At 72.4% G+C, this 13,443-nt stretch carries 15 protein-coding genes; 11 read left to right on the top strand and 4 right to left on the bottom strand.

The window, feature by feature from the left end; all coding sequences use genetic code 11:
* The first annotated feature begins 224 nt into the window (after nt 1-224).
* Complete coding sequence (locus BLW86_RS09610; protein WP_177181615.1) at nt 225-1,106, top strand: hypothetical protein; 882 nt, start codon at nt 225-227, stop codon at nt 1,104-1,106.
* Between the two features lie 3 nt (nt 1,107-1,109).
* Here BLW86_RS09610 and BLW86_RS09605 read toward each other — a convergent pair whose 3' ends face one another.
* Together BLW86_RS09605 and BLW86_RS09600 are read right to left on the bottom strand one after the other, a co-directional pair.
* Nucleotides 1,110-2,459, bottom strand: coding sequence for a D-arabinono-1,4-lactone oxidase (locus BLW86_RS09605; RefSeq protein WP_093873638.1), 1,350 nt, complete (start codon nt 2,457-2,459; stop codon nt 1,110-1,112).
* On the bottom strand, nt 2,398-3,660 hold the full coding sequence (locus tag BLW86_RS09600; RefSeq protein WP_093873637.1) for an MFS transporter: 1,263 nt from the start codon (nt 3,658-3,660) through the stop codon (nt 2,398-2,400). The genes BLW86_RS09605 and BLW86_RS09600 overlap by 62 nt, the downstream gene beginning before the upstream one ends.
* A 144-nt stretch (nt 3,661-3,804) precedes the next feature.
* On the opposite strand from BLW86_RS09600, the gene BLW86_RS09595 reads away from it, so the two are divergent.
* Together BLW86_RS09595 and BLW86_RS09590 are read left to right on the top strand one after the other, a co-directional pair.
* On the top strand, nt 3,805-4,932 hold the full coding sequence (locus BLW86_RS09595) for a ferrochelatase (protein WP_093873636.1): 1,128 nt from the start codon (nt 3,805-3,807) through the stop codon (nt 4,930-4,932).
* A gap of 9 nt (nt 4,933-4,941) precedes the next feature.
* Nucleotides 4,942-5,742, top strand: a complete 801-nt coding sequence (locus tag BLW86_RS09590; protein WP_093873635.1) for an inositol monophosphatase family protein — start codon at nt 4,942-4,944, stop codon at nt 5,740-5,742.
* Between the two features lie 132 nt (nt 5,743-5,874).
* Here the strand turns inward: BLW86_RS09590 and BLW86_RS41960 are convergent, their stop codons facing one another.
* Nucleotides 5,875-6,048, bottom strand: coding sequence for a hypothetical protein (locus BLW86_RS41960; protein ID WP_177181614.1), 174 nt, complete (start codon nt 6,046-6,048; stop codon nt 5,875-5,877).
* A 362-nt stretch (nt 6,049-6,410) separates the two neighbouring features.
* On the opposite strand from BLW86_RS41960, the gene BLW86_RS09585 reads away from it, so the two are divergent.
* The 4 genes from BLW86_RS09585 (at nt 6,411) to BLW86_RS09570 (ending at nt 10,055) form a co-directional block, all read left to right on the top strand.
* Nucleotides 6,411-7,064 carry a response regulator transcription factor gene (locus BLW86_RS09585; RefSeq protein WP_030687123.1) on the top strand — a complete coding sequence of 218 codons (654 nt, stop codon included), beginning with the start codon at nt 6,411-6,413 and terminating at the stop codon, nt 7,062-7,064.
* Nucleotides 7,065-7,068: 4 nt separating this feature from the next.
* Nucleotides 7,069-8,307, top strand: a complete 1,239-nt coding sequence (locus tag BLW86_RS09580; protein ID WP_093873634.1) for a sensor histidine kinase — start codon at nt 7,069-7,071, stop codon at nt 8,305-8,307.
* A gap of 395 nt (nt 8,308-8,702) precedes the next feature.
* On the top strand, nt 8,703-8,999 hold the full coding sequence (locus tag BLW86_RS09575) for a DUF4193 domain-containing protein (protein WP_003955561.1): 297 nt from the start codon (nt 8,703-8,705) through the stop codon (nt 8,997-8,999).
* A 12-nt stretch (nt 9,000-9,011) separates the two neighbouring features.
* Nucleotides 9,012-10,055, top strand: a complete 1,044-nt coding sequence (locus tag BLW86_RS09570) for a hypothetical protein (protein WP_093873633.1) — start codon at nt 9,012-9,014, stop codon at nt 10,053-10,055.
* Between the two features lie 19 nt (nt 10,056-10,074).
* Here BLW86_RS09570 and BLW86_RS09565 read toward each other — a convergent pair whose 3' ends face one another.
* Nucleotides 10,075-10,566, bottom strand: a complete 492-nt coding sequence (locus BLW86_RS09565; protein WP_093873632.1) for a DUF3093 domain-containing protein — start codon at nt 10,564-10,566, stop codon at nt 10,075-10,077.
* 58 nt (nt 10,567-10,624) lie between these two features.
* Between BLW86_RS09565 and BLW86_RS09560 the strand changes: the two genes are divergently transcribed.
* The 4 genes from BLW86_RS09560 (at nt 10,625) to BLW86_RS09545 (ending at nt 13,426) form a co-directional block, all read left to right on the top strand.
* On the top strand, nt 10,625-11,209 hold the full coding sequence (locus tag BLW86_RS09560) for a PaaI family thioesterase (protein WP_041131652.1): 585 nt from the start codon (nt 10,625-10,627) through the stop codon (nt 11,207-11,209).
* The gene (dut, locus tag BLW86_RS09555) at nt 11,209-11,721 is read left to right on the top strand and encodes a dUTP diphosphatase (protein WP_093873631.1); all 513 of its coding nucleotides are present in this window, start codon (nt 11,209-11,211) and stop codon (nt 11,719-11,721) included. Before BLW86_RS09560 ends, dut begins: the two co-directional genes overlap by 1 nt.
* Before the next feature lies 1 nt (nt 11,722).
* Nucleotides 11,723-12,481 carry a DUF3710 domain-containing protein gene (locus BLW86_RS09550; protein ID WP_093873630.1) on the top strand — a complete coding sequence of 253 codons (759 nt, stop codon included), beginning with the start codon at nt 11,723-11,725 and terminating at the stop codon, nt 12,479-12,481.
* Between the two features lie 216 nt (nt 12,482-12,697).
* Nucleotides 12,698-13,426, top strand: coding sequence for an ABC transporter ATP-binding protein (locus tag BLW86_RS09545; RefSeq protein ID WP_093878590.1), 729 nt, complete (start codon nt 12,698-12,700; stop codon nt 13,424-13,426).
* The last annotated feature ends 17 nt before the right edge of the window (nt 13,427-13,443 follow it).

Raw genomic sequence — 13,443 nt, 5'->3', positions numbered from 1 at the left:
ACCCGTGAGGGCGTCCGGACCCAGGGTTCGTCAATGTACTCCATTCGGGCCACCTGGGTGGACCGGCGCGCCGCCCAACTTCTCGGGCGATACGGGAGTTGAGTCTCCGTGATCTTCCCCCATACGTGTCACTCTTCACAGAAACAGCAGAAACGGAACTATTCGCTTCGCCTGTTTGTCCCTTCTGGGTGCAAGACGAACGGATGAGCCAGCAGGGGTCGGAGATGCGTCAGAGGCCGGAAATCGACGGGGACGAGCTGGAGGAGGGGAAGAAGAGCCGCGGAAGGATCGAGCTGAGCGTGGCTCAGGTCTCCGGCAGCGCCCTGGCCGCGGTCATCGCCGCCAAACTCGCCTCGACCCTCGGCGTGTACGGCACGATCCTCGGCGCCGGTGTGATCAGTGTCATCGCGACCTGCGGCGGCCCGCTCTTCCAGCAGCTCTTCAAGCGCACCGGCGAACAGGTCCGCGACGTGACCGCGGCGGCCAAGCCGAAGGCGCGTCAGGTCCCGGTCCCGGCCGGGCCGCAGGACGACCGCACCCTCATGCTGGGCACCCTCCCGGCCCCGCAGCCGTCCGACGAGGAGTTCGGCGCGGCGACCACGCACGGCACCCGCGTCCGGGGCTGGAAGCGCCCGGCGATCGCCGCCGCCCTGGTCTTCGGCGTCACCATGGGCGGCATCACCGCCTACGAACTGGTCGCCGGACAGGACTTCAGCGGCAAGCAGGGCACCACCACCTTCGGCTCCGTCGTCCGGGGCGGCGGAAGCGCCGACCACCACACGCCCGAGCGGGACCAGGAGCCCACGCCGACGCCCTCGGGGTCCGCCGACGGCACCGGGCGGCAGCGGGACGGCGTCGGCACCCCCACGACGGGGTCCACACCGACCCCGGGCGGCGGGGAGACCGACACGGGGACGCCCTCGGCGGATCCCACCTCCTCCGGCTCCGCCGGTGACGGGACCACGCCCGCCCCGACGCCGACCGGCCCGACGACGGAACCGACGGTGCCGACCCAAGAGCCGACCACCGGCACGGAGCAGCCCGAGGCACCCCCGGCCCCGACGACGGCCGCAACCGAGGCCGGGACCGGCACGGGAGCCGAGTGACCGTCAGTCGCCCAGCACCCGGCGCAGGTAGTCGTTGGCGAACAGCCGGTCCGGGTCGAGCCGGTCGCGCAGCGCCGTGAACTCGGCGAAGCGCGGATAGACCTCGGAGAAGTAGGCGGCGTCGCGGGTGTGCACCTTGCCCCAGTGGGGCCGGCCCCCGTGCGCCGTCATGATGCGCTCCACCGCGGTGAAGTACGCCCGGTGGGGCGTTCCCTTGTAGAGGTGGACGGCGATGTACGCGGTCTCCCGCCCCGAGGCCGTGGAGAGCGCGATGTCGTCCGCCGGGGCCGTGCGCACCTCCACCGGGAAGCTCACCTTGAGCGGCGAACGCTCGACCATCGCCTTGAGCTCGCGCAGCGCGGCGACCGCCGCCTCACGCGGAAGCGCGTACTCCATCTCCAGGAAGCGGACCCGGCGCGGCGAGGTGAAGACCTTGTACGGGATGTCGGTGTACGTACGGGCCGACAGGGCCCGGCTGGAGACCTTGGCGATCGACGGGATCACCGGCGGCACCGCGCGGCCCAGCGAGCAGGCGAGCTGGAAGATCCCGTTGGAGAGGAGCTCGTCCTCGATCCAGCCGCTGATCCGTCCGGGGGGAGCGGCGGGGCCCGCGCTGCGGTTGTTGCGCTTGGTGTTGCAGTTGTCCGTGTGGGGGAACCAGTAGAACTCGAAGTGCTCGTTCTCCGCGTGCAGCGCGTCGAACTCCGAGGTGACCCGGTCGAAGGTCATCGGCTCCTCGCGCGCGGTGAGCAGGAAGACCGGCTCCACCGCGAAGGTGATCGCCGTGACCACCCCGAGGGCGCCGAGACCGATCCTGGCGGCCGCGAAGACTGCTCGCTCCTCGTCGGTCCCCTTCTCCGAGCAGGTGAGCAGCTCGCCGGACGCCGTGACCAGCTCCAGCTCGCGGATCTGCGCGGCGATGGACGCCGACTCGCGGCCCGTGCCGTGCGTGCCGGTGGAGGTGGCGCCGGCGACGGTCTGCTCCATGATGTCGCCCATGTTCGTGAGCGAGAGGCCCTCCCGGGCCAGCGCCACGTTGAGCCGCTTCAGCGGTGTGCCCGACTCGACCGTCACGGTCATCGCCTCGCGGTCGATCCGCCGGATGCCGGTGAGCAGGCCCGGCCGGATCAGCACGCCGTCGGTGGCCGCGATCGAGGTGAAGGAGTGGCCGGTGCCGACCGTCTTCACCCGCAGCCCGTCCTCGGCCGCGCGGCGCACCGCCTCGGCGAGCTCCTCGGCCGAGGCCGGACTCACCTCGCGCGCCGGGCGGGAGGTGACGTTCCCCGCCCAGTTACGCCACGGGCTGCCCGCCGTCCTGACGCTCCCCGACCCCGCTGTTGTCGTCCCGCTCACGCTGCCCCTCCCGGTTCGGCGCCGGCCTGCGCAGCCGGCGGTGTCCGAGGAGACCCACCGCGACCGCGAGCGCACCCGAGACGACGGGCACCACGTACCCCGCCTCGGCACCCGACGCGTCGACCACCCAGCCGGCGGCCGAGGAGCCGAGCGCCACACCGATCGCGAGGCCGGTACCCGTCCAGGTCATGCCCTCGGTCAGCTTGGCGCGCGGTACGTGCGCTTCGACGAGGGCCATGGTGGTCACCATCGTCGGTGCGATGGACAGGCCCGCGACAAAGAGCGCCACGGCCAGCAACGGCAGGTTCCCGGCCAGTAGGAGGGGGATCATACTCACGGCCATCGCACAGATGCCCAGGAGCCACCTGTGGGACGGCTCGCCCTTGAGGTGGAGCAGTCCGAAGACGGCGCCGGCCACGCCGGAGCCCAGCGCGTACACGGCCAGGACGAGGCTGGCGGCGGCCTTGTGGCCCTGCTCCTCGGCGAAGGCCACGGTCACCACGTCCACCGAGCCGAAGATCGCGCCGGTGGCGACGAAGGCGAGGGTGAGGACCTGGAGGCCGCGGGAGCGGAGCGCGGAGGCGCCCCGGGTGCCGCGCTGCGGGTGGGGGACCGGCTCGGTGGCGCGCTGCGAGGTCAGCCAGAACGCGCCGACGGCCAGGAACGCCCCGGCGAACAGCGGACCGGCCTCGGGGAACCAGGCCGTCGACAGGCCGATCGAGAGGATCGGCCCGAAGATGAAGCACACCTCGTCGACGATCGACTCCCAGGAGTACGCCGTGTGCAGGCGCCGCTCCTCGCCCCGGTAGATCTCCGCCCACCGGGCGCGGATCATCGCGCCGAGGCTCGGCACGCAGCCGATCACGCCCGTGAAGACGAAGAGGGTCCAGTCCGGGGCCTTCTGCTGCACGCAGAGGAGGAGTCCGGCGGCCGCGGCGAGCGAGACCAGCGTCACCGGGCGGAGCACCTTGCGCTGTCCGTGCCGGTCGACCAGGCGCGAGACGAGCGGGCCGAGGACCGCGGCGGACATCGCGAGCGTCGCCGAGAGCGCTCCGGCGAGGCCGTACCGGCCGGTGACCTGCGAAATCATGGTCACGATGCCGATGCCCATCATGGACAGCGGCATCCGGCCGAGGAAGCCCGCGACGGAGAACGAGACGGTTCCGGGCGCCGCGAAGATCGCGCGGTAGGGACTGGGCAAGAGAGGTCCTTGGTCAACACGTGTAATTAATAGCTAAAGCCTACGGTGTTGAAGTCGATCGGTCATCCTCCTTTTTCGGACGAAGGGCCGCGCGGACGACAGGCCGAGCCCGCCACCGTCGGGGCGGGTGGGAGGATCGGTGCCATGTCCGATCAGCACGATCCCGCCCCGTACGACGCCCTGCTGCTGCTCTCCTTCGGCGGCCCCGAGGGCCCTGACGACGTGGTCCCGTTCCTGGAGAACGTGACCCGCGGCCGCGGCATCCCGAAGGAACGGCTCAAGGAAGTGGGGCAGCACTACTTCCTCTTCGGCGGCGTCTCCCCGATCAACGACCAGAACCGCGCGCTCCTCGACGCGCTGCGGACGGACTTCGAGCAGGCCGGACTCGACCTGCCGGTCTACTGGGGAAACCGGAACTGGGCGCCGTACCTCACCGACACCCTCCGCGAGATGATCACCGACGGACGGCGCCACATCGCCGTCCTCACCACCAGCGCGTACGCCTCCTACTCCGGCTGCCGCCAGTACCGCGAGAACCTCGCCGACGCGCTCGCCACCCTGGAGGCGGAGGGGCTCCCGCTGCCCCGGGTCGACAAGCTCCGGCACTACTTCAACCACCCCGGCTTCGTCGGGCCCATGGTCGAGGGCGTCCTCGCCTCGCTCGCCGAGCTCGACCCGGCCGTGCGGGACCGCGCCCACCTCGCCTTCACCACCCACTCCATCCCCGACTCCGCCGCCGACACCTCCGGCCCGGTCGCCGAGCACGGCGAGGGCGGGGCCTACGTGCGCCAGCACCTCGACGTCGCACGGGTGATCGTCGACGCCGTCCGCGAGGAGACCGGCGTCGACCACCCGTGGAAGCTCGTCTACCAGTCCCGCAGCGGCGCCCCCCACATCCCGTGGCTGGAACCCGACATCTGCGACCACCTGGAGGAGCTGCACGAGGCCGGCGCGCCCGCCGCCGTCATGGTCCCGATCGGCTTCGTCTCCGACCACATGGAGGTCCTCTACGACCTCGACACCGAGGCCACGGCCAAGGCGGCCGAGCTCGGCCTGCCCGTCCGCCGCTCGGCGACCGTCGGGGCCGACCCGCGCTTCGCCGCCGCCGTCCGCGAGCTCGTCCTGGAGCGGGCGGCGCACCAGCGGGGCGGCAAGGCGGAGCGGTGCGCCCTGGGCGCGCTCGGGGCCTCCCACGACCTCTGCCCGATCGGCTGCTGCCCGGCCAGGGCCGAGCGGCCGGCGGCGGCCGGCGCCGACAGTCCGTACGCGTAAGGAGCCGACGTGACCGACCCCCTGCTCACCGAACTGCTCGACCTCGCCCTGGAGGCCGCCCTGCGGGCCGGAGCGCTGCTGCGCGACGGCCGGCCCGACGACCTGGCCGTGGCGAGGACCAAGTCGAGCCCCATCGACGTGGTCACCGAGATGGACATCGCGGCCGAGAAGCTGATCATCGGCTTCCTCGCCGAGCACCGCCCGCACGACGGCTTCCTCGGCGAGGAGGGCGCGTCGAGCCCCGGGACCAGCGGGGTCCGCTGGGTGATCGACCCGCTCGACGGCACCGTGAACTACCTGTACGGCCTGCCCACCTGGGCGGTCTCGATCGCCGCCGAGCGGGACGGCGAGACCGTCGTCGGCGTCGTCGAGGCGCCGATGCGCGGCGAGACCTACCGGGCGGTCCTCGGCGGCGGGGCGTACGCGGGGGAGCGGCGCCTCGCCGTCCGCCCCTCGCCCGCGCTCGACGAGGCCCTCCTCGGCACCGGCTTCGGGTATCTCCAGGCCCGCCGCGCCCACCAGGCCGACGTGGCCCAGCGCGTCATCCCGCGCGTCCGCGACATCCGGCGCGGCGGCTCGGCCGCCATCGACCTCTGCGACGTCGCAGCCGGCCGCCTCGACGCGTACTACGAGCGCGGCCTCAACCCCTGGGACCTCGCGGCGGGCGCGCTCATCGCCCGCGAGGCCGGCGGCCTCACCGGCGGCCGCCCCGGGGAGCCGGAGTCGGGCGAGCTGACGCTCGCCTCCTCCCCGGGCCTCTTCGAGCCGCTCCAGGAGCTCCTGGAGGAGCTGGGGGCCTGGCACGACTAGGGCCTTGCCCTTCGGATCAGGTCGGATCAGGGCCTTCGGATGAGGCCGGGTCAGGGCCGAAGAGGTCGGGAGACGGACGCACGAGGGCCCCGGTGCCGGGACGGCGCCGGGGCCCTCGCGTGCGTGTACGGGTCAGACGCCCGGCGAGGCCACCTCCACGCCGTGCTCGGCGGCCAGCCGGTGCAGGTCTTCCAGCTCCGCCTGCTCCACCTCCGCCAGGTAGTCGTCGCCCGTCTCACGGGCCCGCGTGAGGTCCGTCTGCGTGGTCCTGATGCGGTGCAGCAGTCCTGCGGTGAAAGCGTCCATCGTGCGCCCCCTCCTCGTGGGTCCGGTGGCACGGGGGTGTGCCGAGGGTGGGTGGATCACGCACTGCGAACTCTGGGGGACAGAGAGCGGTAGGTGGCGCGCCACATACAGGGCGTGATCACGGGGTGTGCAGTCGTCCTCCCCAACCCCTTCCTCAGAGAAACCTCAACTGGCCCGCGAATCCGGTGAATTCTTCGTTCCGGCCCGCGCGCCCCACCGCGCGCCCCCGCCCGCCCGAGGCCCCGCACCCCCGTCTTACAGCCGGTTTACGCGCGTACGGGGCAGGATGGACACGCACAGTCAGTGCTCGGATTTCAGCCGGTCCCACCCCGGACAGCGGCTCAACGGGAAGGATGTACGACGTGCGCGTACTCGTCGTCGAGGACGAGCAGCTGCTCGCCGATGCGGTGGCCACCGGACTGCGCCGGGAGGCCATGGCCGTCGACGTCGTGTACGACGGCGCCGCGGCCCTGGAGCGCGTGGGGGTCAACGACTACGACGTCGTCGTCCTCGACCGCGACCTCCCGCTCGTCCACGGCGACGACGTCTGCCGCAAGATCGTCGAGCTCGGCATGCCCACCCGCGTCCTGATGCTCACCGCCTCCGGCGACGTCAGCGACCGCGTCGAGGGCCTGGAGCTCGGGGCGGACGACTACCTCCCCAAGCCCTTCGCCTTCACCGAGCTCACCGCGCGCGTGCGCGCCCTCGGCCGCCGCACCACCGTCCCGCTCCCGCCCGTCCTGGAGCGCGCCGGCATCAAGCTCGACCCCAACCGCCGGGAGGTCTTCCGCGAGGGCCGGGAGGTCCAGCTCGCGCCGAAGGAGTTCGCCGTCCTGGAGGTCCTCATGCGCAGCGAGGGCGCCGTCGTCTCGGCCGAGCAGCTCCTGGAGAAGGCCTGGGACGAGAACACCGATCCGTTCACCAACGTCGTGCGCGTCACCGTCATGACCCTCCGGCGCAAGCTCGGCGAGCCGCCCGTCATCGTCACCGTCCCCGGCTCCGGGTACCGGATCTGACCTGATGGCCACGACCCCCGCGCCCCACCCCCAGGCGCCCCCGAAACCGACCTGGGACCCCCGGGACCCCGTCCGGCCGCTGCTGCGCCCGACCATCCGGATACGGCTCACGCTGCTGTACGGCGGGATGTTCCTGATCGCCGGCATCCTGCTGCTGTCGATCATCTACCTCTTCACCGCCCAGGCCCTCAGCGACAGCACCTCCCAGCTGCCCTTCAAGGTCGTCAACGGCACGGTCCAGCCCACCACCTCCTGGTGCCGGCTGCCCGAGTCGCCCACCGGCGACCAGCTCAACGACGCCGTCACGCTCTGTCTGCGACACCAGAGCGACCTGGCCCTGGACGACCTCCTGCGCCGGTCCCTCTTCGCCCTGCTCGGCCTGAGCATCATCGCCTTCGCCTTCGGCTACGCCATGGCGGGACGGGTGCTCTCCCCGCTCGGCCGGATCACCCGGACCGCCCGCCAGGTGGCCGGCTCCGACCTGTCCCGGCGGATCGAGCTGGACGGCCCCGACGACGAGCTCAAGGAGCTCGCCGACACCTTCGACGAGATGCTGGACCGCCTGGAGCGGGCCTTCACGGCCCAGCAGCGCTTCGTCGCGAACGCCTCGCACGAGCTGCGGACCCCGCTCGCGATCAACCGCACCCTCCTGGAGGTCCACCTCTCGGACCCCGGGGCGCCGGTCGAGCTCCAGCAGCTCGGCAAGACCCTGCTCGCCACCAACGAGCGCAGCGAACAGCTCGTCGAGGGCCTGCTGCTGCTCGCCCGCAGCGACAACCAGATCATCGAGCGCAAACCCGTCGACCTGGCCGAGGTCGCCGAGCGCGGCGTCGACCAGGTGCACGCCGAGGCCGAGGCCAAGGGCGTGGAGATCCGGGGCGAGCGCGCGCCCGCCGTCGTCCAGGGCAACGGCGTGCTCCTCGAACGGATCGCACTGAACCTGCTCCAGAACGCCGTGCGGTACAACGTGCCGGAGGGAGGCTGGGTGGAGGTCACCACCGAGGCCAAGGACGGCCAGGCGGTCCTGGTCGTCTCGAACACGGGTCCTGTGGTCCCCGCGTACGAGATCGACAACCTCTTCGAACCGTTCAGGAGGCTCCGGCAGGAGCGGACGGGCAGCGACAAGGGGGTCGGTCTCGGCCTGTCGATCGCCCGGTCCGTGGCCCGCGCCCACGGCGGCCGTATCATCGCGGAGCCACGCGAGGGCGGCGGGCTCGTGATGCGCGTCACTCTGCCGATCTGACACACTGCACGGGCCGACCGGTTCCGTTCGCTTTGCGCGGAATTCCGGAGCCCCGATCCTGAGACGCTCATGTGTGATCGATCACAGGAGGGGGTGTTCGGCCCTCCACTCTCCGTGACCGGGAAAACCCTCGGAAAACCAGGAAAAGTCCGGGTTTCCGGGGCCCGGAATGACGGGAAGTACACGGGGTGGCGCCTGCGAGGGCCGCCCGGAGGACCGTGTACGGTCCGGTTCGCCACCCCAAGCCGATCACTCGTGAGAGGGCGCGACGGGTGTCGATTGAGTAACAGACCTTGATGTGAGGCAAAATCTCCGCCTCAGGTCGGGCACAAGTCCGACCTCTCACGCGTTACGTGCGCTGGAGACACCGCAACCACCCAGAGGGGGAGAGCGACATGGCAACGGATTACGACACCCCACGCAAGACCGACGACGACGTCGACTCGGACAGCCTTGAAGAACTGAAGGCCCGCCGGAACGACAAGTCGACCTCGACCGTCGACGTCGACGAGTTCGAGGCCGCCGAAGGCCTGGAGCTTCCGGGCGCCGACCTCTCGAACGAGGAGCTGGCCGTCCGGGTCCTGCCCAAGCAGGCCGACGAGTTCACCTGCATGAGCTGCTTCCTCGTGCACCACCGCAGCCAGCTGGCGCGGGAGAAGAACGGCCAGCCGATCTGCCGCGACTGCGACTGAGACCGCTCGGCCGTGGCAGGCGACACACCGTCCCGGAAGCGGCGTCTGCGGCTCCCCTGGAGCCCGGAGACGCACAAGGGCGGCTCGGGCCCGGCAGAGGGTGCCCAGGAGGCCCCTGAAGCCGAGCGCACCGCCTCCCTGCCCTCCCTCGGCGCACGTGACGACGAGCGAGGCCTCCCGGCCTCGCTCGAAGCAGTCATCGAGGCCGCCGAGGCGGATCCGGCGCGCCTGCCGGCGGGGCAGGGCGACGCGTCGGCCGATGCCCGGAAGGGCGGACGCCTCGGCGCCGTCAGGCGGCTGGCCAACCCCGCGCGGGCCCAGCTCGACCGGATCAGGATCGACTCCGACCGGATCGACGCCGTCCGGCGCGGCGTCACGCAGGGCGTCCGGCAGGGCGTGAGGCGTGGCGGAGACAGCGCCAAGGCCGGTCTCGGCCATCTGGCCGACCGGCTGATCGACCTCGCCCCGCGGATCCCCGTCCGCGACCTGGCGACCCTGCGCGGACAGTTCCCCGGGCTCGGCCCCGAGGAGCTCGCCGACAAACTCGTCGCCGGCGCGGCGAACGCGAGCTCGACCGTGGGCGCGGGCGTCGGCGCAGCCGCCATGCTCCCCGTCCCCCCGGCCCTGCCGGCCGAGCTGGCGGCCGAGATCACCGGCGTCGCCGCCGTGGAGCTCAAACTCATCGCCGAGCTGCACGAGGTCTACGGGCAGCGGCCCCCCGGCCGGCTCACCCAGCGCTCGGTGGCCTATCTGACCTCCTGGGCGGAGGAGCGGGGCATCGACCCCACCAAGCCCACCACGGTCAACGCCGCACTCGGCGGTCAGCTCAAGCGCGAACTGCGCCAGCAGATCATGAAACGCATGGTGCGCAACCTGCCGAACCTCGCGCCCTTCATGGTCGGCGCGGCCGTCGGCGCCGTCATGAACCGCCGCGACACCAAGAAGCTCGCCGCGCACATCCGCAAGGACCTCCGCGCCCGCCAGATCCCCTGGGACGCCCTCCCGGAGCTGCCCCCGCTGGAGCAGCCCGAGAACCCCAAGGAGCTGGGCTTCTGACGCGGGCGGGCGCGCCGGGTCAGGCGCGCTCCGCCTCCAGGGCCGCGATCAGCGCCTCCGGATCACGGCTGGACAGGTACACGTACGGCGTCGGGTCCGCCGGGTCGATGATCTCGACCCGTACCGCCCCCGGCACGTAGCTGCGCATCAGCATGAAGGCGCGCGGGTCCGCCTTGTGGGTGCGCCAGGCGCGCGCCTCCTCCGCGTCGAGCGCCTCGGCCGCACCGAGCGCCGCCACCGGGATCCGCGCGTCGCCCGCCACCAGCGAACCGGCCACCACCCGGATCCGGGCGGAGCCGTACGAGGAGACCACCACTCCGGCGATCACCGCCGCCGCGATCAGGCCGCCCAGCATCGGGACCGTACCCAGCGGGAACATGATCAGGGCGCCGGACAGGCCGATCAGACCCACGATCACCCACCACGAGCGGGGCGCCGTCAGCCGCTCGTCGAAGCGCGGCGCGGCGGAGGCCGCGGGGGAGGGGTCCGGGGACGGTGCGGAAGGCTGCATGCGTCCAAGCTTGGCACGGCGCGACCTGCGCCCATCCGCGCGGGTAAGGTCTGCGGCTGTGACTGCAACATCTGCCGCCCTCACCCCGCCGGCCGACGCCATACCGCCGGTACGCCACCCGGACGCGCCGGCTCCCGGCGAGCTGCTCGGCGCGCACTACGAGTACTGCTTCGGGTGCGGCGGCGGACAGCCCCACGGCCTCCATCTGGAAGCGCGCGCGGGCGAGGGCGTGACCGTCACCGCCGAGTTCACGGTGACCCCCGACCACCAGGGCGCCCCCGGCCTCGCGCACGGCGGCGTCCTCGCCACCGCGCTCGACGAGACCCTCGGCTCCCTGAACTGGCTGCTGCGGGTCATCGCCGTGACCGGCCGCCTGGAGACCGACTTCGCCCGGCCCGTCCCGGTCGGCACCGTGCTCCACCTGGAGGCCGCCGTCACCGCCGTGCACGGCCGCAAGATCTACTCGACCGCCGTCGGACGGATCGGCGGGCCCGAGGGCCCCGTCGCCGTCCGCGCCGACGCCCTCTTCATCGAGGTCAAGGTCGACCACTTCATCGACAACGGCCGCCCGGAGGAGATCCAGGCCGCCATGTCCGACCCCGACCAGGTCCGGCGCGCCCGCGCCTTCGAGGTGAACCCCTGATGCGCAACCCTGTCGACGTACTGATCCGGCGAGTGGACCCGGACGTGCCGATCCCGGCCTACGGGCATCCCGGCGACGCCGGGGCCGACCTCGTGACCACCGAGGCCGTCGTGCTGGCCCCCGGGGAGCGCGCCGTGCTGCCCACCGGGATCTCCATCGCCCTGCCGGACGGGTACGCGGCCTTCGTGCACCCGCGCTCCGGTCTCGCCGCCCGCTGCGGAGTGGCGCTCGTGAATGCCCCGGGGACGGTGGATGCCGGGTACCGTGGAGAGATCAAGGTGATCGTGGTCAATCTCGACCCGCGCGAGGACGTGCGGTTCGAACGATTCGATCGGATTGCCCAACTTGTCGTCCAGCAGGTCGAGAAGGTCCGCTTCCACGAGGTGGCGGAGCTTCCCGGTTCGGCGCGGGCCGAGGGGGGCTTCGGGTCCACCGGCGGTCACGCCGCCGTGGACGGCACAACGGGTGGGAATCGATACGCTTCGGTCGTATCCGACCGGGAAGGACAGTGACGTGTTCGGACGTCGCAAGAAGAGCGGTGCCGCCGAGGACGCGGCGGGCGAGGCCGAGCAGGTCGTCGACGCGGTGGAGGGCGAGGACGCGGCCGAGCCGCGCCGCGTGAACCTTCCGCCGGCGCCCCGGCCCGACGGGCCCTGGGACATCTCCGAGGTCGCCAAGCCCGACGAGGGCCGCGTGGACCTCGGCGGAATCTTCGTGCCCGGAGTCGAGGGCATGGAACTGCGGGTCGAGGTGGCGGGCGACGCGATCGTCGCGGCCACCGTCGTCCTGCGCGACAGCGCCGTACAGCTGCAGGCCTTCGCCGCGCCCAAGAACGAGGGCATCTGGGGCGAGGTCCGCGACGAGATCGCCACCGGCATCGTCCAGCAGGGCGGTGCCATCGACGAGGTCGAGGGCCCGCTCGGCTGGGAGCTGCGGGCCCAGGTCCCGGTGCAGCTGCCGGACGGCAACCGCGGCGTGCAGCTGGTCCGCTTCGTGGGCGTCGACGGACCCCGCTGGTTCCTGCGCGGAGTGATCTCCGGGCAGGGCGCGGTCCAGCCCGAGGCCGCCGGCCTCCTGGAGCAGATCGTCCGGGACACCGTGGTCGTCCGCGGCGACGGCCCGATGGCCCCGCGCGACCCGATCGTCCTCAAGCTGCCGAACGACGCGCAGATGGTGCCGGACGGCGTGCAGCAGGAGGAGCAGGAGAACTCCCGCTTCTCCGGCGGCATGGGCCAGCTCCAGCGCGGTCCGGAGATCTCCGAGATCCGCTGAACCCTGTCGGGCCGCCCGGGCGGCCCGGCCGATCGAGACACGGCCGGTGGGCCGCTTCCCGTACCTCTCGTACGGGAAGCGGCCCACCGGCGTTTTCCACAGGTCCGGACACCGACCCGCCCGCCGTTTTCCACAGGCCCGGGCCCCGGCTCTGGCCCCCGGGCCCGGCCGCGGACCATACTGACCGCGCAGATGATCGAGGAGGGGGAGCACGGGATGAGTGAGAGCAGCACCAGGTCCGCCACGGCCGTCGTCGAGGACCCGGCCGGACCGCCGATGGTCCGCGTCGAGGGCCTGCGCCGCTCGTACGGCACGGGCGAGGCCGCCGTCCACGCCCTGCGCGGCGTCTCCTTCGAGATCCCCCGCGGCGAGCTCGTCGCGCTCAAGGGCCGCTCCGGCTCCGGCAAGACGACCCTGCTCAACCTCGTGGGCGGACTCGACACCGCCGACGGCGGCCGGATCGTCATCGACGGCACCGACCTCTCCACGCTCGGCGAGAGCGGGCTCCTGGAGCTGCGCCGCGACCGGATCGGCTTCATCTTCCAGTCCTTCGGGCTGCTCCCGATCCTCTCCGCCGCCGAGAACGTGGGCGTGCCCCTGCGGCTGCGCAAGACGGACCCCAAGGAGCGCGAGGAGCGGGTCGCCCTGATGCTCGGTCTTGTGGGCCTCGCCGACCACGCGAACCAGCGGCCGGGCGAGCTCTCCGGCGGCCAGCAGCAGCGCGTCGCCATCGCCCGCGCCCTCGCCAACAAGCCGGCGCTGCTGATAGCCGACGAGCCCACGGGCCAGCTGGACGCGGAGACCGGCCTCGCCGTCATGCAGCTGCTGCGCGCGGTGGTGCGCAGCGAGGGCTGCACGGCCCTCGTCGCCACCCACGACCCCCAGCTCCTGGGCCTCGCGGACCGGGTCCTGGAGCTGAGCGACGGCGAGATCATCGAGCACTGACGCGCGGGGCGCGCCGA

Origin of the sequence: Streptomyces sp. TLI_105, assembly GCF_900105415.1 — a bacterium.
In the GTDB taxonomy this organism is placed as follows: Bacteria; Actinomycetota; Actinomycetes; order Streptomycetales; family Streptomycetaceae; genus Streptomyces.
Note: the sequence above shows the minus strand (reverse complement) of the source record. Positions and strands in the feature narration are given on the sequence as shown.